This is a genomic window from Gardnerella sp. CCPDSM (assembly GCF_056754715.1).
In genome coordinates, this window is record NZ_JBQEQO010000006.1 from 143913 (window position 1) to 170818 (window position 26906).

Genomic DNA, 26906 nt, shown 5'->3' on the forward strand with positions numbered 1-26906 from the left:
GCATTAACTTTGCGGGCGCGCTTTTTGTAATTACTTTTGACTACACAAAATGTAGATTGTAAATAATCAATATAGTAATATTAACTTTATGTTGAAAATCATCATAGAAATAATCATTGGCATTGCATGGGTTGCTTTTGGCGCGTATATGGCTAAAAAACCTAAAAACACTAAAACGCATAAGCGTGCCGATTATACAAGTGACGGAAAGAAAAAGCGCAATCAAAATAATGATTCTACTGATGGTTCTATGGATGATTCCAGCGAACAAGATGTAATTGTAGAAAGCATTGATGAAGATAATAGCAGTGATGATGTTGTTACTAAAGATGCTTCTAAAGATGCTTCTGAAGATGAGTCTAATGGTGAAAACAAAGATAAGACTTCTTCAAAGTTTGCAAAAAAAATAAAAGATTTGGCAGACTATTATAGTGACGATGATGGCATTGGTGACCTCTTTAGTGATCTATTAGAAGCTAAGAAAAAACTAGAAGACGAAGGCGATTCGCCAAAAAATAGCGAAAGTAATAACACCAATAAAAACGATGATAAAGTCATCAAAAATAAGGAGCATAAGCGTTCTATGAGATTAGAGTTTAATGTAGGTAAATTTATTGGCGGTTCAAAAAAGTGGCGTTGGATTCTTGCAATTGTAGTTGTAATAATTGCCTTTGCTGTAGCTGCAACATTTGCACTAGCAAACTTTATAACTGATTGCATGTGGTACGCGCAACTCGGCTTTGAAAGCGTAATTTGGATTCAGTTAGCTGCAAAAATAGGTGTTTGGGTGCTATACGCTGTGCTGATGTCTGCTTTTGGATACTTGTCTGCAGCACTGGCAATTAAAGCTCGTCCAAGCAATGCAGACGGATCCTACATTCGCGTAAACGGAAATATCATAGACTTAAAACATGGCATTAGTTCTAAAGTTGCTTTACATGCTGCTGGTATTGTTTCACTAATTGTTGGCGCAATATTCGGTTTGCGATTCTACAGTCACTGGGTGCAAATTTTGCTCATGTTTAATGCTCAGTCTTTTGGAATTAAAGATCCACAATTTGGAATTGACAACGGGTTCTACGTATTCGTACTTCCTGGATTAAGACTGTTTGCAAGCGCTTTCGTGCTTTTACTAGTAATCTCTCTTATTTTCTCTGTTATTACGCATTTGCTTATGGGTGCTATTCGCCTTACTATGCCAATTCACGGAAAAGGAATATTAAGCGTTACAAAGCGCGCTCGCATGCAGATTGCTATATGGTTTATGCTTGTGATTTTGTCTTGGGCAGCTCAGCAAATTTTAGACATGTTTGCTGTTGTAACTCTTGACGGCCCGCGTATTACTGGTGGCTCATATACTGATATGAATGCTGGAGTGCCTGGAAGCATAGTACTTGCAATAGTAACTGTTGTGGTTGGTGCTGTTATTGCTTTCTGGATTATGAAATCTCACGCATTAGAGGGAGAAGCGCCGATTGCTGAGCGTTTTAAAACTGCTGTAAAAGCTTGGAAAACTCCGACTACTGCTATAGCTTTTATGATTGCATGCTCTATTGTTATATCGTTTGCTTGGCCAGCTCTTTTGCAACGTTTTAAGGTTGCTCCTAATGCGCAAGAGTTGGAAGCTCCTTATATTCAGCGAAATATTGATGCTACGAAGTTCGCGTATGGTTTGAATAATGTAAAGAAAGAATCGTATAACGCAACTTCTAAAGGCAAATCTGGCGCTCTTGCAAAAGAAGCAGAATCTACAGCGCAAATTCGTTTGCTCGATCCTCAAGTTACTTCTCCAACATTCCGCCAGCTTCAGCAATCAAAGCAATACTACACATTTGCAGATACTCTTTCTGTTGACAAATATGATATTGACGGAGTGAGCCAAGATACTGTTATTGCTGCTCGAGAACTAGATTTGGCTGGTAACGATAATCGCAACTGGGTGAACGATCACACTGTTTACACTCACGGATACGGCATGGTTGCAGCTTACGGAAATAAAGTAACTGCGGACGGTCAGCCTCAGTTTATGGAATACGGTATTCCTACTCAAGGCAAGCTTACGAAGTTGCAAAAGTATGAGCCTCGTATTTACTTCTCTCCAAACGCTCCAGAATATTCTATTGTTGGTGCGCCAAAGGGTAGGGCTCCATGGGAGTTTGATTACCCAACTGGATCTCAAGGTGCTTTAACTACTTTCAAAGGTAACGGTGGTCCAAGCGTAGGAAACTTCTTCTCGAGGTTGATGCACGCTATTCGTTTTGAGTCTGATCAGATTCTATTCTCGGATCGCGTGACTGAAAATTCGCAGATTTTGTACAATCGTGACCCTAAGACTCGCGTATCTAAAGTTGCTCCATACTTAACTTTGGATGGTCGCGTGTATCCTGCGGTTGTTGATGGCCGAGTTAAGTGGATTGTTGACGGATACACTACATCCGATGCATATCCTTATTCGCAGATGACTGATTTTGGTAGCATAACCCAAGATTCCACAACAACAACTTCTCGTTCGATTAAGGGCTTAACTAATCAGCGTGCAAATTATATTCGCAATTCTGTGAAAGCTACGGTTGACGCTTACGATGGTTCGGTTGACTTGTACGTGTGGGATAAAAATGATCCTGTGATTAAGGCTTGGAAATCAATATTCCCAGGGCATTATCACGATATTTCTAAAATTTCCGGCGATTTAATGAAGCATTTGCGCTATCCGGAAAGCCTGTTTAAGGTTCAGCGTTATTTGCTCGCAAAGTATCATGTAGATACCGCAAGTCAATTCTTCTCTGGTGAAGATTTTTGGCAGGTTCCTGTAGATCCTACCGAATCTCAAAGTCTTCAGCGTGAGGATATTTTGCAACCGCCTTACTATTTGACTTTGCAAACTGGAGATGCAAAGAAGCCGGTATTTTCGCTTGTTTCTACATATATTCCTGCAGGTAAGATTACTCGCGAAATTTTAACTGGTTTCTTGTCTGTTGATTCAGATGCTGGAGATACTCCAGGAAAGATTGGGCCAAACTATGGTAAGCTTCGCTTGCAAGAATTACCGAAGGTTTCTAACGTTCCAGGTCCTGGTCAAGCTCAAAACAACTTCAACGCAAATGCGAACGTGTCTAAAGAGTTGAATTTGCTTGAATCTGGATCTACAAAAGTTAAGCGCGGTAATTTGCTTACCTTGCCATTGGGTGGTGGCTTAGTTTACGTTGAGCCTGTTTACGTGCAGTCGAGCGGATCAACTAGCTATCCGTTGCTTAAGAAGGTTTTGGTTGCGTTTGGCGATCAAGTTGGATTTGCTGACACGTTAGATGAAGCTCTTGATCAAGTATTTGGCGGAGATTCCGGAGCTTTGGCAGGAGACGCATCTAATAATCCTGTTGATAAAGCAGATAAGCCTCAAATAAGCGAAGGTAGTAAAGATAACAAGCAGAATTCTAATCAAGCTTCCTCTACTAATCCATCTTCGCTAAATCCTCAAGTAAAAGCTGCTCTTAAGCGTGCAGCTCAAGCGTTAAAGGATTCCGATGCTGCTATGCGTGAGGGTAATTGGGAAGCGTATGGCAAAGCTCAAAAGGAGCTAAGCGATGCTATTGGCGAGGCTATGAAAGAAGAATCTGCAAAGTAGTAGAATCGCCGCTATTAATCCGTTATTATCTCAGTTTTGTAGCTGAGATAATAACGGATATTGCTATATATGCGTTATTTTCTCAGTTTGTTAGCTGAGTTAGTAACGGTGTTTTAAAGCTGACTATCTGGATCTTCGTCGTCGCTTACAGGGCCGAGCAATAATCGCTCGCTTATGTTGACTGCGCTCATCAATATTGCAGTAAACGCAATAATTACGAAAGTTGCAGAAAAAATAAGCGGAGTGCGGAAAGAATTATATGCAGCTTGTAGCCAAATACCTAAGCCTTGACGAGCGCCAAGATATTCTGCAGTAGTAGCTGCGCCAAAAACGTAGGCTGCACTAATGCGAATACCGCCAAAAATTTGGCGGGCTGCAACTCGTAATTTCACATGCCAAAGCGTCCAAACTCGTCCAGCTCCGCACGTTAAAGCTACATCGCTATAAAAAGTTGGCACAGCATCAAGACCTCTAATTGTTTGAACAGCAATAGGGAACATGCTAAAAATAGTTACGATAACAATTTTTCCGGATGTTTCAAAGCCGAACCAAATCAAAAACAGTGGTGCAATCGAAATAAGCGGCAATGTTTGCGCAGCGCAAAGCAGCGGAAATAGTGCAGAATTGATTACTCTACAAACGTGGAATAAAACTCCTAAAAGAATTCCGCTTAAAATAGCTATTGCAAAACCAATAACTGTTTCTTCAATAGTTGCAAGAGTTGCAGGCCATAATTGCGGCCATACGTCACATGTTGCTTTAGCAATATCTGTAGGAGTTGGAATAGAATTTTCTGGAATTTTATAGAACTTGCAAGAAAGCTGCCAAAAAATTAGTAGTGTAATAATAGAAATTACTGTTGGCAGATAATTGTGCAGTAGAGATTTCCAACGCGCGCGCGTCATGGAATATTGTTCCTTTCAATATACAAGCAATAATGCTTGTTGTAGCTGTTTGACTGCTGCCCCAATCAAACAACGTAAAAATTTTAAAACTTTCTTTTATGAAAATATCACATAGCTAGTATGTAGTTAGTAAGCGTGTATTTTAAGCATGTTTGTCTTTCGATTAGTGCATAATCGAGTCGTTTCGTGAGTCAATGTGTGGCAAACCGAAAGTTATATTTCGGGGGCATTGAACGGCGCGGGCTAGGCCCTTGATACCGTTTTCTGCCAAGTTCGTGTCACATTCCCAGAAAGCGGATTTTTAAGAAAGTTAGGGAACTCATGATATGTCAATTATGGCGCAATACGCGTGCTTTTTGTTTGCAATTTAATAAAAATATTATGCGTGCAATAGCAGTTTTTATAAGCTCATGCTGCATTCTGTCTTTGTGCGCGTGTGGATCAAACAATAGTCAGCAAAATAGTAAAACTGGTCTTCAAAACGTATCTTTTATGCTTTCTTGGATACCAGATACTAATCATATTGGCGTATACGTGGCAAAGCATATGGGCTGGTTTAAGCAAGCTGGTTTACACGTAAATATTTTGGCTGTGTCTCAAACTGGTGCCGAGCATGCTGTTGATTCTGGAGCTGCTGATTTTGCTTTAAGCAATACTACTAATCTTGCAGATTTCAGCACAAAGGGTGCTAAATTGAAGGAAGTTTTGCAAGTTCAGCAAAAGCCTAGCGCAATTTGGTGCTCTCTTTATAAAAACAATAAAATTCATTCTCCTAAAGACTTTGATGGTAGAACTTTCGCAACCTTTGGATCAGCAGAAGGCGATGCTGTTATTCGCAGAATGATTCAGCATGATGGTGGCGAAGGTAAGTTTGATAAGGTTACTGTTGGTACTTCCACTTTCCGCACGCTAGAATCCGGAAAAGCTGATTTTGGTGGTTTTTATGGCACTTGGGAAGGCGTACAAGCGCAAATGTATGGTCCAAAGTTGCGTTGCTTTAAAGAAGCAGACTATGGCGTGCCAGGCCAGCAGGACACTATTGGCATTATTACTCACGCAAACACGGTTAAGCGAAATCCGAAGCTTGTTCGCGCTTTTGTTAAAGCAGTTAAGCGCGGTTACGAATACGCTTACAATCACCCAGATGAAGCTGCGAATATTTTAGTAAAAGAAGCTCCTGAAGCTAATCTTGATGTGAAATTCGTTAAGCGAAGCATGAAGATGATTGTTGATGGACAATATTGGGGCAATCGTGCAGACATAAAAAGCGGCAAGTTTGTGTTTGGTACGAATGATGTTAAGGGTGCTCAGGAATACTTCAACTTCCTAAGTAAGGAAGGCGCGTATACGGATTCTAAAGGCAAAGTAACATATAAAACTCCTCAAGCAAAAGAATTAACTACGGACGAATTTTTGAAGTAGTTTACGCAATGACTTGAGTCTTGCTAAAATAGATTACAGTATATGAGGGCGTATCGGGTAGTTGGAAATCCAGCTTCAATCGATGCGCCCGTTTTGTTGTTGGCACCTATGCGAATTGGGGTGGGGATGTATGGCATCTGATTTTTGGCTTATTGCAGGTTTAGGAAATCCTGGAACAAAGTATGAAGGTACGCGTCACAACATGGGTTTTATGGTAGCGGATGTGCTTGCAGAGCGCTGGTCGGTGTCGCTTTCTGATCACAAAGGCTTAGCAAAACTTGGTAAAGGCGTGATGAATCTGGATGGAAAAATGGCTAAGTTTTTCCTTGCAAAGCCGTTAACTTTTATGAATAATTCTGGAGCTGCAGTTGCTTCAATAAGCTCTTATTACCAGATTGATCCGGATCACATTGTTATAATCCACGACGACATGGATTTAGATTTTGGCAGAATTAAAGTAAAAGCTGGCGGTTCCGCAGGCGGCCATAATGGCATTAAGTCTATTGACCGCTCTCTTGGAACTCAAGAATATGCTCGCGTCCGCATGGGTGTAGGTCATGCTCAGCGTGGTGCTCATGCGCACGACAATACTGTAAATTGGGTGCTTGGCTGCTTTGGCGGAACTCAAAAATCTGAACTTCCTAACTTCTTAGCAGACGGTGCCGATGCTGCAGAAAGCGTGATTTTCCGCGGTCTTGCAGCAACTCAGGAGCATTTTAATGGCCGCTGATATTGAGGCAAAGAAAGTAGCTAATAAAAACGCTAATAAAAACGCTAATAAAAACGCAGAAAGTGATGAAATATCTGTAATAAGTTTGCAAGATATTTTGCTGGATTTGCGTAGCGAAGATAAATTATTTTGCGCATTATCTAAAAATAATATTGACGAAATAATCGCAAAAAATACTCAAGCTGAAGCAAACGAAACTGAAATTGCTGAAGTTAATAACGCGTCTGGAATTAGCGAGATTACTATTTCAGCTCCAGTTGGCATACGACCTGCTCTTGCTGCATCTGTAGCTGAAAATATGCCTGTTGTTGTAATTGTTCCTTCAAGTAGAGATGCTGAGGATTTTACTGAGTCAATTCGTGACTGGTACAAGGGCAATCCGCAAGATATTGCTCAACTTGAATCTTGGGAAACTTTACCACATGAGCGACTTTCGCCTAGAGCAGATACTGTTGCAAGTAGAATTGCAGTATTTCGTAGGCTTAAGCATCCAGAAGAGGGTAGTTCTTTATTTGGGCCGATTCGAGCGCTTGTTCTTCCTGTTCGCTCTCTTATTCAGCCTGTTGTTTCGGGTCTTGGAGATATTCAGCCGCTTATATTCGAGTGCGGAAAAGAGCTTCCTCTTGAGGAGGCTACGAAACGTCTTGTTGAGAATGCTTATAATCGCGTTGATTTAGTGATGGAGCGCGGTGAGTTTGCAGTTCGAGGTGGAATTATTGACGTATTTGCGCCAACAATGACACATCCTGTGCGCATTGAATTTTTTGGTGACGAAATTGACACAATGAAGCAATTCCATGCTTCCGATCAGCGCACGTATGGTAACAATATTGAAAAAATTTGGGCAACTCCTTGCAGAGAAATTCAGCTTACTGAAGAAATTCGCAATCGTGCGCGTTCGCTTATTGGCAAGATTCCGAACGCTGAAGATATGCTTGAATCCATCGCAAATTCTATACCTGTGGAAGGTATGGAATCTTTGATTCCTGCGCTAGTAGACAACATGGAATCGGTACAAAGCATGTTGCCAAAGAATGCTGTTATTATGCTTTCTGATCCGGAAAAATGTCGCCGAGCAGCAGCAGATGTTACAGCTACAGCAAACGAATTTTTGGCAGCCAGCTGGCATGTTGCAGCTTCGGGTCTTGGATCTGGAGCTCCAATCACTTTTGATCAAGCAAACTTTTTAGATTTCGACGAAACGCTTTCTTCATTTGAATTTTCAAATCATGACGTTTGGAAATTAACTTCATTTGGAGTTGACGAAAATGTTTACGGGAATATTGATCTGCCTGTTTGCGAGCCTCAAGAGTTTCGCGGAGATGAATCGAAAGTTGCAGGCGGAATCGCTTCACTTATTGACAATGGTTTTAATGTAACTATTACTTCTGCAGCATCTGGCACTCTCGCTAGATTAAGACGAGCAATATACGCAACAGGTGTGCATAATTTTACAACGTTAAAATCGAGTATTTCAGACGGTTTTATTGATAAAGATGCAAAAATTGCGCTGCTTAGCGAACGTGATTTAACCGGCAAATCTTCAGCTGCAACTCAATTAAAAACGCCAAAACGTAGGCGTAAAGCAATCGACTTAATGGAATTAAAGCCTGGAGATTTCGTAGTACACGAGCAGCATGGAATTGGCCGTTTTATTGGCATGAAACAGCGCAATATTGCAGTAACTGGTGGAACTGCAACTCGTGAATATTTAGTAATCGAATACGCTCCAAGTAAACGTAACGCTCCTGCAGATAAATTATTTATTCCAACAGATCAGCTTGATTTAGTTAGTAAATATATTGGTGCCGAAATACCAAAGCTTAATAAGCTTGGAGGCTCTGATTGGGCTCAAACTAAAGCAAAAGCTAAAAAGCATGTTCACGAAATTGCGGAAAATCTTATTAAACTTTACTCCGCGCGCCAGCAGTCTCGCGGTTTTGCTTTTAGTAAAGATACGCCTTGGCAAAAAGAGTTGGAAGACGCTTTTCCTTACCAAGAAACTGCAGATCAGCTTACTACAATTGACGAAGTAAAAGCAGATATGGAAAAACCAATGCCGATGGATCGCTTGATTTGCGGAGATGTTGGTTTTGGGAAAACTGAGATTGCGTTGCGAGCTGCTTTCAAAGCTGTGCAGGATTCTAAGCAAGTTGTTGTATTGGTGCCAACTACGTTGCTAGTTCAGCAACATTACGAAACTTTTACCAACCGTTTTGAAGGATTCCCAGTAAAAGTTGCTGCAATGAGCAGGTTCCAAACAGCTAAAGAAATTGAAGAAACTTTAAGCGGTCTTCAAGACGGAAGCGTGGATGTTGTTATTGGAACTCATAAGCTTTTAAACCCTAGCATAAAATTCAAAGATTTAGGTTTAGTCATAATCGACGAAGAGCAGCGTTTTGGCGTTGAGCATAAGGAAACGTTAAAAGCTTTGCGCACAAACGTTGACGTATTAAGTCTTTCCGCAACGCCAATTCCAAGAACGCTTGAAATGGCTGTAACTGGTATTCGTGAAATGTCGACTCTTGCTACGCCTCCAGAAGACCGTCTTCCAGTTCTTACTTTTGTTGGCGCGTATGAAGACGCGCAAGTTGCAGCATGCATAAAACGTGAGCTTCTTCGCGGAGGACAAGTTTTTTACGTGCATAATCGCGTAGAAGATATTAGTTCTGTTGCAAATAAAATTCACGAGCTTGTGTCGGATGCGCGCGTTGCTATTGCGCATGGAAAAATGGGTGAAAAGCAGCTTGATGCTGTAATTCGTGATTTTTGGCATAGAGATATTGACGTTCTTGTGTGCACTACGATTATTGAAACCGGTCTTGATATTTCTAATGCGAATACGCTTATTGTTGATCATGCAGACAGATTTGGTTTAAGTCAATTGCATCAGCTTCGCGGGCGAGTTGGGCGAGGACGTGAGCGTGCTTACGCTTATTTCTTGTATGACCCTTCAAAGCCAATGACTCAGCAGTCTCACGACAGACTTGCAACTATTGCTCAACATACTGCTTTAGGTTCCGGATTTGACGTTGCTATGAAAGATTTGGAGCTTCGCGGAACCGGTAATTTGCTTGGAGATGAGCAAAGTGGGCATATTGATGGAGTCGGCTTTGATCTATACGTGCGCATGGTTTCAGAAGCTGTTGAGCAGTATAAGGAGCCGGAACGCGTTGAGTCTGTGGCTGTGAGTATTGATTTGCCTGTTGAAGCGTCTCTTCCGGTTGATTATATTTCTTCGGACAAGCTTCGTTTGGAAGCGTATCGTAAGCTTGCTTCAGCTCACGATAATAATGATTTGCAAGAGTTGCACGATGAGTTGCTTGATCGTTTTGGTGAGCCGCCTGAATCGTTTGATGTGTTGTGTGATGTTGCTCGCCTGCGTTTTAAAGCTCGCGAACTTGGTATTACACAAATTAGCTCCCAAGGTAAATCAGTTCGCGTTATTGGTTTAGATCCAAAAGACTCGTTGTGGATGCGTTTGCAAAGAATTTACCGCGGAGCAAAGTATCGTCCGCTTACGCATATGCTTGTTATTCCAGCGCCTTTTGAATCTTCGCTTGGAACTAGCGCAATGAGCGAGCATAAGATACTTTCATGGGTGCGTCAACTTCTTGAAGATTTAGCTTGGTAAATTTGCTTGTGTTTATTTTATAAATAAAGGCGGCCGCTTATTTTGCAGTCGCCTTTATTTATTATTTTTTGCGTTATTACTGTAACGCTTCTCTAAGCTCATCTTCTATTTCACTATGATTTACAGGACGATTTTGAGCGTCAAGATGTTCGCGATTAATATGCCATTGCTTAGCAATCTCACCATTTTTTATCATAAGAATCCGGTTAGAAAGTCTCACAGCTTCCGCAATATCGTGCGTAACCATAAGCGTGCTCCAGCCGTATTTTGCTTGAAGCTTATTAAGCAAATCTTGCATATCGAATCTAGTAAGAGCATCCAAAGCACCAAAAGGTTCGTCAAGCAACAATAATTCAGGATTTCTAACTAAAGCTCTTGCTAAAGATACGCGCTGCGCTTGGCCGCCTGAAAGCTGAGATGGCCACTTATTGTCGTAGCCTTCAAGCTGCATTTGGCAAAGCGCTAAATGCGCAATATCCTTAAGCTCTTGCTTACTTGCTTCCATACCAAAAACAACATTTTTGCTTACAGAAAGCCAAGGTATTAATCTCGCGTCCTGAAAACCAATAGCCTGACGGCTTGTGGCGTGAATGCTGCCTTCGGTAGGAGTAAGAAGTCCTGAAATTATTTTCAAAAGCGTCGTTTTTCCGCAACCGGATCTACCAATAAGCGACACAAACTCGCCTTTTTTAATTCTCATCGTAATGTTTTTCAATACGAAAGAAGAATTAGCTGCAGAATTATTTTCTGTATTCTTACTTTCTGAAGTCTTGAAAGAAATACCAAGATTCTCCATACTAACGCAGTAATCACTATCGTTAATATTTGATTCGTAAGTAGATTCTTCCGAAACTTCCGCATCGTGACGCTTATGAAAAATGCTCTTAAACATAGTCGTATTTTAGTTAGTTAATAATTCTTACTTGCTGCAGTCCATTACAGAATCATCCAAATTCTTTGGAGCCTGCTTAATCAAACCATACTTAACGTATTCTTTGGCTTGAACCTTCATCATTTCCAAGCCCTTAGCGTCGATTGGTCGAATTGTTGGATTATCAAACTTTTCAATCTGCTTAATAATCGTGTCAGATGCACCAAGCTGCTTATAAGCGTTGCCAATAACATTCTTTTCCTTGTGAGACTTCTTTGCTTCGCGCACAAGAGCCTTGTACATTTTCTTCACAAGTTCAGGATGCTTCTTAGCAAAGCTCCTAGAAACAATATGAATAGTAACGTTCATATTGCCATACTTCTTAGCGTTTACAAGCAACTTAGAACCAGGAGTTGTCATAGCCGCAGCAAGATTCTGGTCGAACGAAGAAATTGCGTCAATCTGTCCAGAAGAGAAAGCAGCCTGGAAGTTTCGAGGATTCATCTCAACTTTTTGAACTTTAGATACGTCTAAACCGCTTTTATCGAAAGCGCGATGAAGCATGTAGTCGCCGGTGTCGCCATTGTGAATAATAGCAACTTTCTTTCCGTACAAGTCTTTTAATGTTTTTACGCCGCTTTTTGCGGAAGCTACAATTCCTTGAGAATCGCCATTATAATATTCGAGTGCAAAAGCAACCCAAGGCTGTCCTTCTGCAATAAGATCAATAAAACGTCCGGTTCCTGTAGTTGTTGCGTCTGCGCTACCGCTCATTACTGCAGTAAGACCATCAACTGGAGTGTAAGGACCAGTATAAGTAACCTTAGATTTTCCAAACTCTTCTTGAAGGAACTTTTCATTTTTCAAAGTAGTTAAATAATTTGCTGTAGAAAGGTAAGCAACACGCATTGTGCCAGTATCTTCCTTTGCAGAAGATGCGCTACCTTGAGATTTTTGAGCACTGCCGCACGAAGCGAGCGCAACAGCCGTGCAAAGCACACATAATGAAGCAATTACGCGCTTAGTTGCACTTTTCATTTTGAAATTAACCATAATTGGCTCCTTTGTTTTGTGTTTATTTTTAGGAGATTCTTCGTTCCGGCATTAGTAAGTATTCAAATATGTTTGCCGTAATTTCTGATCCGAGGCCGGCAATTGCGTACATAATTATGCAAGCCATCATTTGATCTGGTCTAAAGAATTGTTGAGCTCTAGAAAGAATGTATCCGATTCCAATAGAAGAATTAACTGTTTCGCAAGTAACTAACGCAACCCATGCAACGGAAATCGAAAAGCGTAATCCAGTCATAAAATTAGCAAGAGTTCCGCGCATAAAAATAGTTGTAAAAACAGTAGATTTTTTAATATGATACGCTTTCGCAAGTTCAATAAGACGAGTATCAATATTCCTTACGCCATCGCGAATATTGACATACATTGGACCAAAAACGCCTATTGCAATAAGCATAATCTTCATAAGCTCATCAACGCCTAGGAAAATAATAAGAAGCGGAGCTAAAGCTGGGAATGGTATTGACCTAAGCATGTGGCTTGGCTTGTTTATTATTGTTTCGCCTATTGCGCTTCCGCCTGAAAGTATTCCTGCAGGAAGTGCGAACGCAATTCCTAAAACAAGTCCTGCAACAACTCTAAAAATGCTTATTGCAAGCGACGGCCACAATATGCCCTCATTATGCAAATCAACAAAAGCTTTTATAACTTCAAGCGGGGAAGGTAAAGCGCGGTCTTCAACAGGTCCAAGCGTAACAAGGAACCAAAGAAAGACTATAACTATCGTAGAAATCCAAGCTTTAAGAGATTTGAGCGATTTAAATGACTTCTTGTTAGCATTAGAGAATTTACGCTCGGTGCTTGGCGCCGTCTTATGCTCGCGAAAATGGCTATCCATACGACATCCCTTCGATAGTACTAGCTATATCAGGTTCGACGGGTATGTTCTCAGCAATATTCGCAATTTTTATGAATGCGCAAAGTTGCACCCCGTGTCAGTTCGCTATTATGTCTTATGGGCATGGACAAACATCTAAACTCGCGACACTGTGAACGTTCACGGCATAAATGCTGGTAAATACAATGTAACGTCCATAAAACGCACTAATCTTGGAAGAGTCATCACAACCCATAGGTATAAAGGAGTAGTTGTGGCAGCTATTGAAAGCGTATATGCACGCGAAATTTTGGATTCTCGTGGAAATCCTACTGTTCAGGTTTATTTGGAAACCGAAGATGGCGCTCAGGGCATTGGTTTAGTGCCTTCCGGTGCTTCTACTGGTGAAGCTGAAGCTTGGGAACGTCGCGATGGCGACAAGTCTCGTTATCAGGGCAAGGGTACTTTGGAAGCTGTTAAGGCTGTTAACGAAGTAATCGCTCCTAAGGTTATTGGCATGGATGCCACTGATCAGCGCGCTCTTGATGAGACCATGATTGAGCTTGATGGCACGCCAAATAAGGGCAAGCTTGGCGCAAACGCTATTCTTGGTGTTTCCCTTGCTGCTCTCTACGCAGCAGCTGAGTCCGCTCAGCTTCCTTTGTACCGCTACATTGGCGGCACAAATGGTCACATTCTTCCAGTTCCAAACATGAACATCATGAACGGTGGTGCTCACGCTGACTTCGCAACCGATATTCAGGAATACATGATTTCTCCTTACGGTTTTGCAACCTATAGCGATGCTTTGCGCGCTGGTGTTGAGGTTTATCACACCTTGAAGAATGTTTTGAAGAAGGAAGGCTTGGCAACTGGTCTTGGCGACGAAGGTGGCTTCGCTCCAAAGATGAAGTCCAATGAGGATTCCTTGAAGTACATCATGGATGCAATCGAAGCTGCAGGCTATGAGCCAGGCAAGCAGATTGGTATTTCTCTTGACGTTGCTTCTTCTGAGTTCTACAACAAGGAAACTGGTAAGTATCGTTTCGATGGCGAAGAGCGCGAATCTGCTTACATGCTTGATTACTATGAGAAGCTCATCAACGAGTATCCAATTGTTTCTATTGAAGATCCATTCCAGGAAGAAGGCTGGGACGATTGGGCAGAGATTACCAAGCGTCTTGGTGATCGCTTGCAGTTCGTTGGTGATGATTTGCTCGTCACCAATCCAAAGCGTTTGGCTAAGGGTATTGAGCTTGGTGCAGCTAACTCCTTGCTCGTGAAGTTGAACCAGATTGGTTCCGTAACTGAAACCCTCGATGCTATTGAGCTTGCAACCAAGAATGGCTTCACTTCCATGGTTTCTCACCGTTCTGGTGAAACCCCAGATACCACCATTTCTGATCTTGCTGTTGCTAAGAACACCGGCCAGATCAAGACTGGTGCTCCTGCTCGTGGCGAGCGTATTGCTAAGTACAACCGCTTGCTTGAGATTGAGGAAGAGCTTGGTTCTACCGCTCAGTATGCTGGTTACAGCGCATTTAAGGCTTGCAAGAAGTACATGAAGTAACTTTTTACGTAAAGTAATTTTTACGTAAAGTAACTTTTACGTAAAGTAACTTTTTATGTAAAGTTGACTTTTGTAATTTCTTAAGTCTGTAATATTTTACGGTCAGTCGCGTTTGCGGCTGGCCGTTTTTTATAAATAATTTTAAAAAATCAAAAAAATGCAGAAAATTTTCTTGAATTGACTTTTATTCTCATCTCAATAGTGCTATTTTTGTGAGAAACTCAAAACGGAAGGAGATATTTCATTATGAGAAAAGTAGCAGTTATCGGCATGGGAAATGTTGGAGCAGCAGTTGCTCATCAGATTGTTGTTGGCGGCCATGCTGACGAGTTGTACCTGTACGACGCGAACGAAGCCAAAGTTAAGGCTGATGCATTGGATTTTGAAGATTCAATGGATAATGTTCCTTTTAATGTAAATATCACAGTTAACGATTACGATGCTTTGAAAGATGTGGAAGTTATTGTAAGCGCTTTGGGTAATATTAAGATTCTAGACGTTCCAAATCCTGATCGCTTCGCAGAGCTTAATCATAACCGCGTTCAAGTTGCAGAAGTTGGCGCAAAAATCAAAGCTTCCGGCTTCCACGGTGTTTTAGTTGATATCACAAATCCTTGCGATGCTATTTGCCAGCTTTACAAGGAAGCTACCGGACTTCCTTACGAAAAGATTATTGGCACTGGTACTTTGCTTGATTCTGCGCGTTTGCATCGTGCAGTTGGTAAGTTCTTCGGCGTGCATCCAAAGGCAGTTAAGGGCTACAGCTTGGGTGAGCATGGCGATTCGCAGTTCGTTGCATGGTCTACAGTTAAGGTTCTTGAACAGCCTATTACAGAGCTTGCAAAAGAAAAGAATATTGATTTGGATGCTGTAGATGAAGAAACGCGTCAAGGCGGATTCACGGTGTTCTACGGAAAGAAGTACACAAATTACGGAATTGCTGCAGCTGCAGTTCGTCTTGTAGATGCTGTGCTTTCTGATTCTAAAGAGCAAATGCCTGTTTCTAACTATCGCGAAGAATATCATTCTTATCTTTCTTACCCAGCAATTGTTGGTCGCGAAGGTATTGTAAAGCAGTGCCAGCTTGATCTAACTGAAGAAGAGTTGCAAAAGTTGCAGCATTCTGCAGATACTATTTTGAGCAAAGCTCAAGCAAAATAGCTTAATCTAATAATTTAAAATAATTAGTTACGGAAAGTAATTAGTTAAGAAAGTAATTAATTAAAAAATAATTAGTTGCAAAAATAATTAGTTACTAAAATAATTAATTGCAAAAAAATAATGGTCATTTACTTTTATATGTATATTTACTTATATAAGTAGGTGACCATTATTATTGCGTTTTCACGTCGAATACATCAAGTAATTTAGAACGTATGGTTATGAAGAAGCGTCGTACAGCAGTAGCAGGTGAACCGGCGGAATCACCAATGCAACAACGCCGATTACTTTCAGGGCCAATCGTGTTCTTATTTATGGTTTGCGTAGTTACTTTTGGTTCAATAGAGTGTATTTCTACTGTGCGTAGTTATGCGTTGAGTTTGGCAGAATTGCACGCACTTCAGCGTGAAGAAAGTTCTTTGCGCGAACAGAAGCGTACGCTGAATAATAATATTGATCGTTGGAAAGATAAAGCGTACGTTACAGCACAAGCGCGCGACCGTCTTGGTTTTATTTTCCCAGGGGAGCAAGCGGTGCGTGTGGAACATCCAGAGGCAGTAACTGGTAAAGTGCCTAATGAATTTGCTGAAGAAAATATTGAAACAAAGAACCGTCCAGTTTTGCCATGGTATAGCGATTTAATGTATGCGCTGCATAAAGCAGACAAGCCAGACAATACACAGTTGCAGTAGAGCATTACTTGAAACTGCGGATATTCAAGAAAGTTCAAATAATATGCAGAAGAATGATAAAAACGAGTGCGCTAAGGATTGCGCTAACGAGTGCATTAACGAGTGCGCTAACGAGTGCGTTAACGAGTGCGCTAACGAGTGCGTTAACGATTGCAATCAAAATTTTGTTCCAAAAGATGCTGTTAAACACTTACTTGCAACTCCAGCAAGTTATGCTGAGCGCGCAATAGTTGAAAAGCAACTTGGAAGATTCCCTCGAGGAATGGTAGCTGTTGGTGCGTGTTGTGCGTGCGGAAGGCCACTTGCTGTTATAACTAGGCCGTGCTTGGAAGACGGAACGCCATTCCCAACAACTTGCTATTTAACTAGCCCGGAAGCAGTGAAAGCAATATCGCATGTTGAAGCAGACGGGCTTATGCGAGAATATAACGAATTATTGCAATCTAACGAAGATGTGAAGAAGCAATATGAGCGCGCGCATAAGTATTATTTGCAATTCAGGCATGAGTTGGCTGTAGCTTTGGGGGATAGTGAAGAGCATATTAGCGAAATGAGCGCAGGCGGTATGCCGGTGCGCGTGAAATGCTTGCACGCTTTGCTTGCTCAAACATTGGTGATGGGCAAAGGTGTGAATCCTATTGGAGACTTGGCGTTGGAACGAATTAAGGATGAGTTTGATCCGAGCGTGTGCCGATGCACTACACCTTGGAGCGATGACGCGGATGCTGCTGAAACGCAAGTGGTTGTTGAAGAGAAATCTGCTGGGGAAGATGATGGGGAAAAGTCGGCTCTAGAAAAATCTGTTACTGTAGCGGCAATTGACTGCGGCACCAATTCTATTCGACTAAAAATTGCGCAAGTTTCTGAGCACGGAATGAAAGATATTGTTCCTCGAATGCTTCGCGTAGTGCGATTAGGTCAGGGGATTGACGAGACTCATCGTTTTGCGGACGATGCTTTGGAACGCGTGCGGTCTGCAGCGCGTGAATTTGCAAAAGTGCTGAAGGAACATCCAGTTGATGCGATTCGATTCGTAGCAACTTCGGCTACTCGAGATGCTGAAAATCGTGAGATTTTTGAACAAATGATGATTGATGAGCTTGGAGTTTGCCCTGAAGTTATTAGCGGTACAGAAGAAGCAGCACTTAGTTTTTTGGGAGCAACAAGCGTAGTTTCGCGCGATGAATTGCGTCCGCCGTATCTTGTAGTCGACTTGGGAGGTGGATCAACTGAGCTTGTGCTTGGAGGGGATGGAGATAGCTTGCCGGCGCACAAGGTTGAGGCAGCTTACTCTATGAATGTTGGCTCAGTGCGCATGACGGAAAGGCATTTGCATACGGATCCGCCTACTGAAGAGGAAATTCAGAATGCAATTGATGACGTTGATAAGCATATTGATGAGGCCTTCAAAGTTGTACCAGCTGGGCGCGTTCGCACGATTATAGGCGTTTCTGGAACTGTGACGACTATGGCTGCGCTCGCAATGGGATTGCAACATTATGATCACACAGCTGTTGATGGTGTGCGAATTGGTTTAGAGCAAGCTTACGAGGTAAATAATCGATTTTTGCGCATGACCAGGGATCGTAGACGCACGTACGCAACAATTCATCCTGGACGCGTTGATGTTGTTGGCGGCGGCGCTGTGGTGTGGAGTCGCGTGCTTGAACGTTTGGCAAAAGCTGCGCATGAGGATCACGGTGAGGTGCTGGATACTTTCGTAGCAAGTGAGCATGGTTTGCTTGACGGAATTACGCTTGATTTGGGGAGAAGGTTGCTAGGATTAGAACGGTGAGTGGACTAGAGCGGTGAGGGCTCTTAGAGCGGTGAGGGCGCTGTGTTCTCGATTTCTGGTTGTCGATGAGTGCGCTGTGTTTGCTGTTTTGCTGCTGAGTGTGTTTGCTGCTTTGCTGTTTGCTGCTTGGTGAGAATGCGTATTTGTTGTTTCGCCACGCGCTGAGCTTGTTCTTTGCCGCGATATATGGCATAATAATTGTTTGCTGCCTCTGTGGCGGAATTGGCATACGCATCAGACTTAAAATCTGACGCCCTTACGGGCTTGTGGGTCCGAGTCCCACCGGAGGCACGAACAAAGCGCTACACAGTTTTTTAACCGTGTGGCGCTTTTTGCTTTTCTGAGTTTTTGGGTAGTCTATGCTTGGGTTGTTGCTTTAATATTATGGGTTAATATAATATGGGTCTGTTTGTTTTCCCGCATGCGCGGGGGTGATCCTTCTATGTTTTGCGATATATAGTTTTTCCCGCATAAGCGGGGTACAATGGTTGAGCTTCAGATTGCATTGTGTATTTGAAGCTCAACTAATTTTTAGTAAATAAATGTTCAACACAATCTTCCTTAAAGCTCTTATTGAGAGTATATTTGCCATTATTTAATAATCATTGTGGATTAAGAGGATGGTAGGTATGAGTTGTAATCACGTTGTTAATTCTGAATTATGGGGTAAAAAGAGAGAAGTTAATGGTACTATGCAATGGCTTCCTCTTGCTCAACACCTTGAAGATACTGGAAATGTTATTGGCCAATTATGGGATCATTGGCTTAGTGATGGTCAGCGAAAATTGATTGAATCCTCATTAAGTAAACATGTTGATGCAAAAAAATTATCTCAATTTTTAGGGTGTGTTCATGATATTGGTAAAGCTACTCCCGTTTTTCAGTTTCGCAAATCGTCTTCACCTTCAGAAGATTTAGATATTGCGTTAAAAAATAAGTTAGCTACTGTTGGTTTTACAAATATTGATTATTTTATTAAAAATGCAAAGGGTCGCTCGAGTAGCCATCACACTATAACTGGTCAAGCTATTCTTTCTAATGCTGGAGTTCCTGAAGGAATTTGTGCAATCGTTGGAGCTCATCATGGTAAACCTTTAGATAATGATTCTGTTTGTAAAAGTAACGAATCTGCGTATCCTGACCATTATTATCAAAGTGAAACTGAAAGTGAGAATAGTAAATTATGGAAAAAATTGCAGAATGATATTTTGGATTGGGCTTTAGAAAGAAATGATTTTTCTAATGTAGATGATCTTCCTGAAATAAGTGAGCCAGCACAAGTTTTATTGTGTGGATTAGTAATTATGGCTGATTGGATTGCTAGTAATGAACACTATTTTCCTCTTATTTCAATAGAGAAAGATTTGATTGAAAATCAGGAAGAAAGATATAGAAAAGGTTGGGAAAAGTGGTTGCAACATGGTTCTAAAGACGTAGGGGAATCATTAAATTGTTGTAAAAATGTTTCGCAAGTATACAAACATCGTTTTGGTTTCTTGCCAAATAATATTCAGATAGCGTTGTGCGATGCTATTTCTCAGTCTAAAGAGCCTGGAATTTTTATTCTTGAATCTGCAATGGGTTCAGGAAAAACAGAAGCTTCTTTAATTGCTGCTGAGCAATTAGCAAATCTAACCGGAAGAAGCGGAGTATTCTTCGGTCTTCCTACTCAAGCAACTTCTAATGGAATGTTTAGGCGAGTTGAGGATTGGCTTAAAAGCGTGAATAGTGATTTTCAGGGTGAGATTGGTTTACGTTTAGTTCATGGTAAAGCTGAATTGAATGCAGATTATGCGCATTTGCCGCATGGAATGCAAAATATGAATGATGGTTGTGAAAGTACTTCTAGTAGTAATGATGTAAATAATAATGGAGTAATACTTAATGATTGGTTTACTGGACGAAAAACCGCAATGTTGGATGACTTTGTTGTTAGTACAGTAGATCAATTTTTGTTAGCTTCGTTAAAGCAAAAACATCTTATGCTTCGTCATTTGGGATTAAGTAAAAAAGTTGTAATTATTGACGAAGTGCACGCTTATGACGCTTATATGAATAAGTATCTTGAAGAATCTCTTACTTGGATGGCAGCATACGGAGTTCCTGTTGTGTTGCTTTCTGCTACTTTACCTGCTAGGCGTAGAAAAGAACTTATAAAAGCCTATATGTGTGGGTTGTTTGGGTTTAATTGGAGAGAATGTGATAAATCTAATGTTGATTTTGAAACAAATAATTATCCTTTAATTACGTACAGTGATAAAAACTGTGTAAAACAAAAATTTATTGAAAATGATACTAGTGAGAATAAATCTATTTCTGTAAGAAAAATAACAGACGATAACTTACATGGATCACTTGTTAATGAGCTTAAATCTTTGTTGAATAATGGTGGTATTGCTGGAATTATAGTAAACACCGTTAAAAGAGCTCAGGAAATTTATAATGCGTGCGTTGATGAGTTTAGTGATGACGAAGTTATAGTTATTCATTCGCAATTTATTGCTACAGATAGAGTTAGAAAAGAACAACAGATTTGCAATATGATTGGAAAGAATGCTCATAGACCTGCTCGTGCAATAATTATCGGTACGCAAGTATTAGAGCAGTCGCTTGATATTGATTTTGATGTTTTGTTTACTGATCTTGCTCCTATAGATTTATTACTTCAGCGTGCTGGTAGATTACACAGGCATGCGATAGAACGCCCGGATTTTCTTAAAAAACCAATTTTATATGTGTTGGGAACCAATGAGTGTTATGAATTTGATAAAGGTTCAGAGTCTATTTACAGCAAATATTTACTTATGAGAACTCAATACTATTTGCCAGATGTTATAAATATGCCTCAAGATATTTCTCGATTAGTGCAAATAGTTTATGGAGATAATCCTTTAGAGTTACAAGAAGATTTGATATATGCGTATGTTTCTGCAAAAAGAGAACATGATTCATTAAGAAATAGTAATGAAGCTAAAGCTAAAAAGTATCGCGTTGAAAATCCTGTGACAAGAGTTGGTGAAAAGTCTATTGTTGGATTATTGTATAGTTCAATTACAAATGAATCTGATGAATTTGCATGTGCCCAAGTTCGCAATAGCGGTGAATCTATAGAAGTTATTGCTGTGAAAAAAGTTGGATCTGGTTATGGAACTTTCCATGATTGTGAAGATATATCGCAAAATATTGATGATTCAGAAGTTGCAATGAGACTTGCTCAAGAAACAGTAAGACTGCCTTGGATGTTTGTGTCGAACAGTAATCGCGTTGAAGAAACAATTAAAGAGTTAGAAAAAATACGCAAGCAAGAACAGTTCCAAAACTGGGATAATCATCCTTGGTTGCGAGGTTCTTTAGTACTTCTGTTTGATGAAAATAATAGTTGCATGATATCAAAATATAGAGTTCTATATTCTGAAAAAAGTGGTATTGTATGTATTAAGAGTTCGGAAGAAGATAGAGAGGAATCAAAAGGTGAGCAGATTTAATTTATTAGATGAGCCTTGGATTTCAGTCATTGTAGACAAAAAAGGCCACAATAAACTCGTATCAATTACAGATGTGTTTAAGCATGCATCTGAATATAAGGCTCTTGCAGGAGATATGAAAACACAGGATTTTGCATTGCTTCGCATTTTGCTTGCTGTTCTTCATACTGTTTTTTCTAGGTACGATATTCAGGGAAATTCTCGTGAATTTGATTCAGCTGAAGATAATGAATACGATTTCAATAAAGAAACAATGAATATTTGGCGCGAAGTTTGGAATTCAAAAAAGTTTCCAGACGTAGTTTTCAAATATTTAGAACAATGGCATGATCGTTTCTATCTTTTTGATGACAAGTATCCATTTTTCCAAGTACTTAAACAGGATATTTATAGCAAAAAGCTTAGTCATAAAAATCCTACTGAATTATTGGGCAAAAATATTAATCGCTTAATTTCTGAAAGTAAAAATAAAATAGCTATATTTTCTCCAAAATGCGGTGAAAATAAATCTATTCTTAATGAATCACAATTAGCTAGATGGCTTATCGCTTTTCAAGCACATTCCAGTGTTCCAGATAAAACTAAATTTGGTAGTGAAGAATATGATTCTTCTAAAGGATGGCTTTTTGATCTTGGTGGTATTTACATAGAAGGGGAAAATCTATTTGAAACTCTTATGCTCAACTGCGTGCTTGTTGGTGAAATGCAATCTCCTGAGAAGAGGCAAAAACCGTGTTGGGAGTATTCTGGAGCGGAAAATATTGAAAATTCGTTTTACGATACTTTTGTTGACAATGTTTCCCAGCTTTACACTCGTTGGAGTAGAGCAATATATATAAATCCTAGTATTAGGATGGATAAAGGAATATCTATTTATACGGTAATTCTTCTAAAGCTAAATAATGAAGATGCATTTATTGAGCCAATGACAGTATGGCAGTATAACAAGAAAGGTAAAAACAAGGACAAATACACTCCAAGGAAGCATAAAGTAGAAGAATCTATGTGGAGATCATTTGGACTCCTTACATCGCAAGAATCAGATGATGGAAGTGTAAAAAATCACAAACCAGGAATTATGGAATGGTTAAACAAAATTAGTAAAGATATTGCGGGTTCTTTTATTTCGTTACACGCTATAAGTATGAAAGGTGATAGTAGTTCATCTGATATTCCTATTGATGAAATATATGATAATTTGTATTTTCATGAGGTAGTTTTTACTGATAATACCAACGACGGTTGGGTATGCAGAATTAATAAAGAAGTTGAGTATACAAGATCTGCCATAGAATTTATTTACAGGCAATTTCTTCTCGACATATGTGAAATACGCAATAGAAATAAAGATGATGCAACTAAATATTCTGATAAGTGTATTAGTCATGTTTATTTTTTAGTCGATGAACCGTTTAGACAATGGTTAGCAAATATTAAACCAAAAGATTCAATGAATGAACGATGTACTCAATGGAGAAATACTTTGTATAACATACTAATCAACGAAGCAAAAGGAATGTTAGAAAATGCGACGTTACGTGATTTTACAGGTCTTGTTGGTGAAAAAAGTAAAAAAAGTCCTGCAAAAAATATAGTTATAGCTTACAGCATTTTTACTAGTCGATTGAAAAAATTATCAGAAAAATAAAATACGTGAGAAAGGAGGCTATTATGGTTGAAAATCAAAGCAAAACTGTTGAAGTATCAAGCGCTGTTAGCAAAATCATAAATCAATTATTGAACGGCTCAGATATTGCATCGAGACGAGCTATGCTTGCTCAACTGCGTCACACAATTGGTAAGCAATTAAGTCAGTCTGTAGAAATATGGCCATGGATATTAAGCAATGTTCCGGAAAGCTTCATCAATAAATATGGTGAAGTTAGCTACCAATTGCGAGCTGTTATAAACACTTTGCAAATATACGCATTGTACGAGCAAGGTGTTGTAGAAAAATCAAGTTATAAAGATTTGAACAAATCTGAAGATTCAGAAAATGAAAAATCTTATAACAATATGGGAACAGCTTTAAGAGCACTAAGAAGTGACGAAGGCGTACGTGGAGCTATGGATAGACGCTTTAGTGTTATGATTACTGCAAGCGATTATGAGAGTTTTTACTACTATCTTCGTCAACTAGTTCGACTACTAAAAAGCAGAACAAAAGAAAATCAACAAGCGATTGATTATTCTAAACTAGCGCGCGATTTGTATTTGCTTCAGTTTGAAGATTCAGAAAAAATAAGACTTTCCTGGGCGCAAGAATATTATCGCTTAAGCAAGCAGCAATAACTTTTTAGCAACTTCACATATTTTAAAAATTACATATTTCAAAAACAACGTTATTAAACAATTAACTAAAATTTAGAAAGGCAAAACAATGAACGCTCATTTATTCTTAGATATTCAAGCAATCCAAACTGTTCCACCATGCAATATTAATCGTGATGATGCAGGTAGCCCGAAAACTGCTCAATATGGCGGTGTAACTAGAACCAGAATAAGTTCTCAATGCTGGAAACACTCAATGCGTGAATACTTCAAGGAACACAGCGGTGACTCTAATGTTGGAATACGAAGCAAAAACATTGTTAAATACGTTGCAAATAAAATCATTACATTAAAACCAGAATTATCTGAACAAGAAGCATTAGATTTAGCAAAAAAAACGTTAAATACTGCTGGTGTTAAAACTAAAACAGATAAGGGAGAAACGGTTCCTACAGCAAAAGCTTTATTCTTCTTAGGAGAGACTCAAGCAAATTCTCTAGCTCAAGCAGCAATCAATAATGTTACTGACAAGAAGCAACTGCAAGAAATCTTGAAAGATAATCCGCCTATTGATATTGCGTTATTCGGTCGCATGCTTGCAGATGATCCATCGCTTAATGAGGACGCTTCTTCGCAAGTTGCTCACGCAATTTCCACTCACGCTGTTCGTGCTGAATTTGATTACTATACTGCTGTAGATGATTTATCTGCGGATGATAATGCTGGAGCTGGAATGATAGGCACAATAGAATATAATTCTTCAACGCTGTATCGTTATGCAAATGTTGCAGTACATGAATTTAGCCATCAGTTGAGTGATAACAAAGAATCTACAATTAATGCTCTTAGACTTTTTATTGAAGCTTTCGCTAACGCAATGCCTACTGGCAAAGTAAATACTTTTGCTAATCAAACTTTACCGCAAATTCTTGTGGTAACTTTAAGAGATGACAGGCCAGTAAACTTAGTTAGTGCATTTGAAGATCCAGTAAAATCTAAAGACGGATATGTTTCAAAGTCTATCGATAAGCTATCTCAAGAATATGAAAAAGTTCAAAAATTCGTCCATAGGCCACTTGCATCATTCTATGTCACAATGGATTCTTCAAATGAGGAGATTAAATTAGGAGTGGAAGAGCAAAGTATGCAGCAATTATTGGATGATTTTTCTTCTAAAGTCTCCGAATTGCTTCAGTAAATTTCTTAATAAATAACACTTATTAGTTGATATTTAGTGTTTAACAGTTAGGAAGCTTATGAAAAGTTTATTACTGAAGTTTGCTGGACCTTTGCAATCGTGGGGCACAGATTCTCATTTTGAAACTCGTCACACAGATTACTATCCATCTAAAAGTGCAGTGATAGGTATGATTGCTGCAGCTTTTGGGTATAGAAGAAGTGCAGATTGTGATGAAAATATTGCGAAACTTAATGATTTAGATTTTGCAGTACGAATCGATCAGCAAGGAAATTTGCTTAGAGATTATCATATTGCTGCAAAATATAAGTCTAACGGTGATTTTGAAAAAAATTACGTTACAAATCGTTACTATCTAGAAGATGCTATATTTCTTGTTGCAATAGGATCTGATAATGAGAAACTAATCTGTAGTATTAACGATGCCTTGCGCTCGCCGTATTTCCAATCTAGTTTAGGCAGAAGATCATTGCCTCCTACTGCTGACTTTATTCTAGGAGTAGAAGATTGTGGAGTAATTCATGCTCTATTAACGCATGAGTGGCTTGCAAACAAGTTGTCTAAAAAAAGATTTAATACTTCTAGACAATCTGAAGCATCAGAGTCTTCTAATGAATCATGCAATGAAGTATTTATATCCTTATACGCTGATTCTGATTTAGTAGATAAAGCTGCAGAAGAATTAGTTAAAGACGATACTAGTACTTATAAAATTCAGGAATCAGTTCGTAGATTGCGCAAGGATTTCGTTAATTCTTTCTCTAACAAGGAAAGAAAATTCGGATTCCGTTACGAGTCAAAAATGGAGATACCTATTAAGAGAATTCTCCACAATAATTCGGATTCGGAAGGTATTCCATCAGATAGTAAGCATGTGAAATCTACTGGAGATTTTATTGCTGAGCATGATGCATTTTCTGGATTGGAGTCTTAAATGTCTTATTTAAGCAGAGTTGAAATTGATTATAAAAAGCCCTCATCATTGAGAGATCTTAAATCTGTAGGAGCTTTCCATAATTGGGTTGAGCAAAGTTTTCCCGATGAATGGAAGAATCATGAAAGAAGCCGAAAACTATGGAGAGTTGATGTTCTGCATGGAAAATACTATTTGCTTATAGTGAGTGATTCTGAACCAGATTTGCAACGTCTAGAGATGTATGGCGTTGCAGGAACAGCGTCAAGTAAAACTTATGATAAGTTTTTAGACTCACTAATGAATGGCATGAGAATGCAATTTCGTGTGACACTTAACCCTGTTGTTTCTATTTCTGATAGTGCTGAAACTCGCACTACTAGAGGTAGGGTAGTACCACATGTTACTTATGATCAGCAGATGAATTTTTTGCTTAATCGCGCACAAAAATTAGGTTTTTCGTTGAATGAAAATGAATTCGCCATTGTTGAACGCGGATATAGCTTATTTACCAAGTCAGAAAAACCTATTCGATTAAGTAAAGCTGTTTATCAAGGTATTTTAACAATTAGTGATGCAGACATAATGCGTAAAACACTGCTAGAAGGAATTGGTAAAAAGAAAGCGTATGGCTTTGGAATGATGACTTTGATTCCATTGAAATAGCTTATGTTAATAGATTTTATCAGATGCTTTCCCGCATACGCGGGGGTGATCCTTGGTGTGTCGTTTCGTGTGTCGTCTGGCAT

At 39.6% G+C, this 26906-nt stretch carries 18 protein-coding genes, 1 tRNA gene and 1 riboswitch; of the genes, 15 read left to right on the forward strand and 4 right to left on the reverse strand.

The window, feature by feature from the left end; genetic code table 11:
• Positions 1–88 precede the first annotated feature (88 nt).
• On the forward strand, positions 89–3622 hold the full coding sequence (locus ACTJLE_RS05130) for a UPF0182 family membrane protein (RefSeq protein ID WP_481267717.1): 3534 nt from the start codon (positions 89–91) through the stop codon (positions 3620–3622).
• 113 nt (positions 3623–3735) lie between these two features.
• Here ACTJLE_RS05130 and ACTJLE_RS05135 read toward each other — a convergent pair whose 3' ends face one another.
• Positions 3736–4527: an ABC transporter permease gene (locus ACTJLE_RS05135; RefSeq protein ID WP_481267718.1), complete on the reverse strand. Its 792-nt coding sequence runs from the start codon at positions 4525–4527 to the stop codon at positions 3736–3738.
• 381 nt (positions 4528–4908) lie between these two features.
• On the opposite strand from ACTJLE_RS05135, the gene ACTJLE_RS05140 reads away from it, so the two are divergent.
• The 3 genes from ACTJLE_RS05140 to mfd all read left to right on the forward strand — a co-directional run bounded on the left by ACTJLE_RS05140 (position 4909) and on the right by mfd (position 10313).
• Positions 4909–5949 (forward strand): ABC transporter substrate-binding protein, encoded by a 1041-nt coding sequence (locus ACTJLE_RS05140; RefSeq protein ID WP_481267719.1) that lies wholly within the window; start codon positions 4909–4911, stop codon positions 5947–5949.
• A 130-nt stretch (positions 5950–6079) separates the two neighbouring features.
• Positions 6080–6679 (forward strand): aminoacyl-tRNA hydrolase, encoded by a 600-nt coding sequence (pth, locus tag ACTJLE_RS05145; protein ID WP_481267720.1) that lies wholly within the window; start codon positions 6080–6082, stop codon positions 6677–6679.
• Positions 6669–10313: a transcription-repair coupling factor gene (gene mfd, locus ACTJLE_RS05150; RefSeq protein WP_481267721.1), complete on the forward strand. Its 3645-nt coding sequence runs from the start codon at positions 6669–6671 to the stop codon at positions 10311–10313. The genes pth and mfd overlap by 11 nt, the downstream gene beginning before the upstream one ends.
• Before the next feature lie 76 nt (positions 10314–10389).
• Here the strand turns inward: mfd and ACTJLE_RS05155 are convergent, their stop codons facing one another.
• From ACTJLE_RS05155 to ACTJLE_RS05165, 3 genes are all read right to left on the reverse strand, one after another.
• Entirely contained in the window at positions 10390–11205 is an 816-nt protein-coding gene (locus ACTJLE_RS05155; RefSeq protein ID WP_481267722.1) for an ABC transporter ATP-binding protein, read from the reverse strand.
• Positions 11206–11232: 27 nt separating this feature from the next.
• Positions 11233–12237: an ABC transporter substrate-binding protein gene (locus tag ACTJLE_RS05160; RefSeq protein ID WP_481267723.1), complete on the reverse strand. Its 1005-nt coding sequence runs from the start codon at positions 12235–12237 to the stop codon at positions 11233–11235.
• Positions 12238–12265: 28 nt separating this feature from the next.
• Positions 12266–13093: an ABC transporter permease gene (locus ACTJLE_RS05165; protein WP_481267724.1), complete on the reverse strand. Its 828-nt coding sequence runs from the start codon at positions 13091–13093 to the stop codon at positions 12266–12268.
• Positions 13083–13198: riboswitch (TPP riboswitch) on the reverse strand. It overlaps the preceding gene by 11 nt.
• Positions 13199–13346: 148 nt before the next feature.
• Between ACTJLE_RS05165 and eno the strand changes: the two genes are divergently transcribed.
• From eno to cas6e, 11 genes are all read left to right on the forward strand, one after another.
• Complete coding sequence (gene eno / locus ACTJLE_RS05170) at positions 13347–14642, forward strand: phosphopyruvate hydratase (RefSeq protein ID WP_004106847.1); 1296 nt, start codon at positions 13347–13349, stop codon at positions 14640–14642.
• A 246-nt stretch (positions 14643–14888) separates the two neighbouring features.
• The gene (locus ACTJLE_RS05175) at positions 14889–15803 is read left to right on the forward strand and encodes an L-lactate dehydrogenase (protein WP_481267725.1); all 915 of its coding nucleotides are present in this window, start codon (positions 14889–14891) and stop codon (positions 15801–15803) included.
• A gap of 215 nt (positions 15804–16018) precedes the next feature.
• On the forward strand, positions 16019–16495 hold the full coding sequence (locus tag ACTJLE_RS05180; protein ID WP_481267726.1) for an FtsB family cell division protein: 477 nt from the start codon (positions 16019–16021) through the stop codon (positions 16493–16495).
• Positions 16496–16538: 43 nt separating this feature from the next.
• The gene (locus tag ACTJLE_RS05185; protein WP_481267727.1) at positions 16539–18290 is read left to right on the forward strand and encodes a DUF501 domain-containing protein; all 1752 of its coding nucleotides are present in this window, start codon (positions 16539–16541) and stop codon (positions 18288–18290) included.
• 207 nt (positions 18291–18497) lie between these two features.
• Positions 18498–18581, forward strand: a tRNA-Leu gene (locus ACTJLE_RS05190).
• A gap of 338 nt (positions 18582–18919) precedes the next feature.
• Positions 18920–21775, forward strand: a complete 2856-nt coding sequence (gene cas3 / locus ACTJLE_RS05195) for a CRISPR-associated helicase Cas3' (protein WP_481267728.1) — start codon at positions 18920–18922, stop codon at positions 21773–21775.
• Positions 21762–23423: a type I-E CRISPR-associated protein Cse1/CasA gene (locus tag ACTJLE_RS05200; RefSeq protein ID WP_481267729.1), complete on the forward strand. Its 1662-nt coding sequence runs from the start codon at positions 21762–21764 to the stop codon at positions 23421–23423. The genes cas3 and ACTJLE_RS05200 overlap by 14 nt, the downstream gene beginning before the upstream one ends.
• Positions 23424–23446: 23 nt before the next feature.
• The gene (gene casB / locus ACTJLE_RS05205) at positions 23447–24067 is read left to right on the forward strand and encodes a type I-E CRISPR-associated protein Cse2/CasB (RefSeq protein WP_481267730.1); all 621 of its coding nucleotides are present in this window, start codon (positions 23447–23449) and stop codon (positions 24065–24067) included.
• Between the two features lie 88 nt (positions 24068–24155).
• Positions 24156–25244, forward strand: a complete 1089-nt coding sequence (gene cas7e / locus ACTJLE_RS05210) for a type I-E CRISPR-associated protein Cas7/Cse4/CasC (RefSeq protein ID WP_481267731.1) — start codon at positions 24156–24158, stop codon at positions 25242–25244.
• 58 nt (positions 25245–25302) lie between these two features.
• A complete protein-coding gene (gene cas5e, locus ACTJLE_RS05215; protein WP_481267732.1) occupies positions 25303–26178 on the forward strand; it encodes a type I-E CRISPR-associated protein Cas5/CasD in 876 nt (291 codons plus the stop codon).
• Positions 26179–26823 (forward strand): type I-E CRISPR-associated protein Cas6/Cse3/CasE, encoded by a 645-nt coding sequence (gene cas6e / locus ACTJLE_RS05220; RefSeq protein ID WP_481267733.1) that lies wholly within the window; start codon positions 26179–26181, stop codon positions 26821–26823.
• Positions 26824–26906 lie beyond the last annotated feature (83 nt).

Bases quoted from the DNA above. Each gene is read 5' to 3' on its own strand.
- ACTJLE_RS05180 (WP_481267726.1), top strand. From the start codon at position 16,019: ATGGTTATGAAGAAGCGTCGTACAGCAGTAGCAGGTGAACCGGCGGAA.
- ACTJLE_RS05155 (WP_481267722.1), bottom strand. From the start codon at position 11,205: ATGTTTAAGAGCATTTTTCATAAGCGTCACGATGCGGAAGTTTCGGAA.
- ACTJLE_RS05130 (WP_481267717.1), top strand. From the start codon at position 89: ATGTTGAAAATCATCATAGAAATAATCATTGGCATTGCATGGGTTGCT.
- pth (WP_481267720.1), top strand. From the start codon at position 6,080: ATGGCATCTGATTTTTGGCTTATTGCAGGTTTAGGAAATCCTGGAACA.
- ACTJLE_RS05135 (WP_481267718.1), bottom strand. From the start codon at position 4,527: ATGACGCGCGCGCGTTGGAAATCTCTACTGCACAATTATCTGCCAACA.
- cas6e (WP_481267733.1), top strand. From the start codon at position 26,179: ATGTCTTATTTAAGCAGAGTTGAAATTGATTATAAAAAGCCCTCATCA.
- ACTJLE_RS05175 (WP_481267725.1), top strand. From the start codon at position 14,889: ATGAGAAAAGTAGCAGTTATCGGCATGGGAAATGTTGGAGCAGCAGTT.
- mfd (WP_481267721.1), top strand. From the start codon at position 6,669: ATGGCCGCTGATATTGAGGCAAAGAAAGTAGCTAATAAAAACGCTAAT.
- cas3 (WP_481267728.1), top strand. From the start codon at position 18,920: ATGAGTTGTAATCACGTTGTTAATTCTGAATTATGGGGTAAAAAGAGA.
- cas5e (WP_481267732.1), top strand. From the start codon at position 25,303: ATGAAAAGTTTATTACTGAAGTTTGCTGGACCTTTGCAATCGTGGGGC.
- ACTJLE_RS05160 (WP_481267723.1), bottom strand. From the start codon at position 12,237: ATGGTTAATTTCAAAATGAAAAGTGCAACTAAGCGCGTAATTGCTTCA.
- ACTJLE_RS05185 (WP_481267727.1), top strand. From the start codon at position 16,539: ATGCAGAAGAATGATAAAAACGAGTGCGCTAAGGATTGCGCTAACGAG.
- ACTJLE_RS05165 (WP_481267724.1), bottom strand. From the start codon at position 13,093: ATGGATAGCCATTTTCGCGAGCATAAGACGGCGCCAAGCACCGAGCGT.
- ACTJLE_RS05140 (WP_481267719.1), top strand. From the start codon at position 4,909: ATGCGTGCAATAGCAGTTTTTATAAGCTCATGCTGCATTCTGTCTTTG.
- casB (WP_481267730.1), top strand. From the start codon at position 23,447: ATGGTTGAAAATCAAAGCAAAACTGTTGAAGTATCAAGCGCTGTTAGC.
- cas7e (WP_481267731.1), top strand. From the start codon at position 24,156: ATGAACGCTCATTTATTCTTAGATATTCAAGCAATCCAAACTGTTCCA.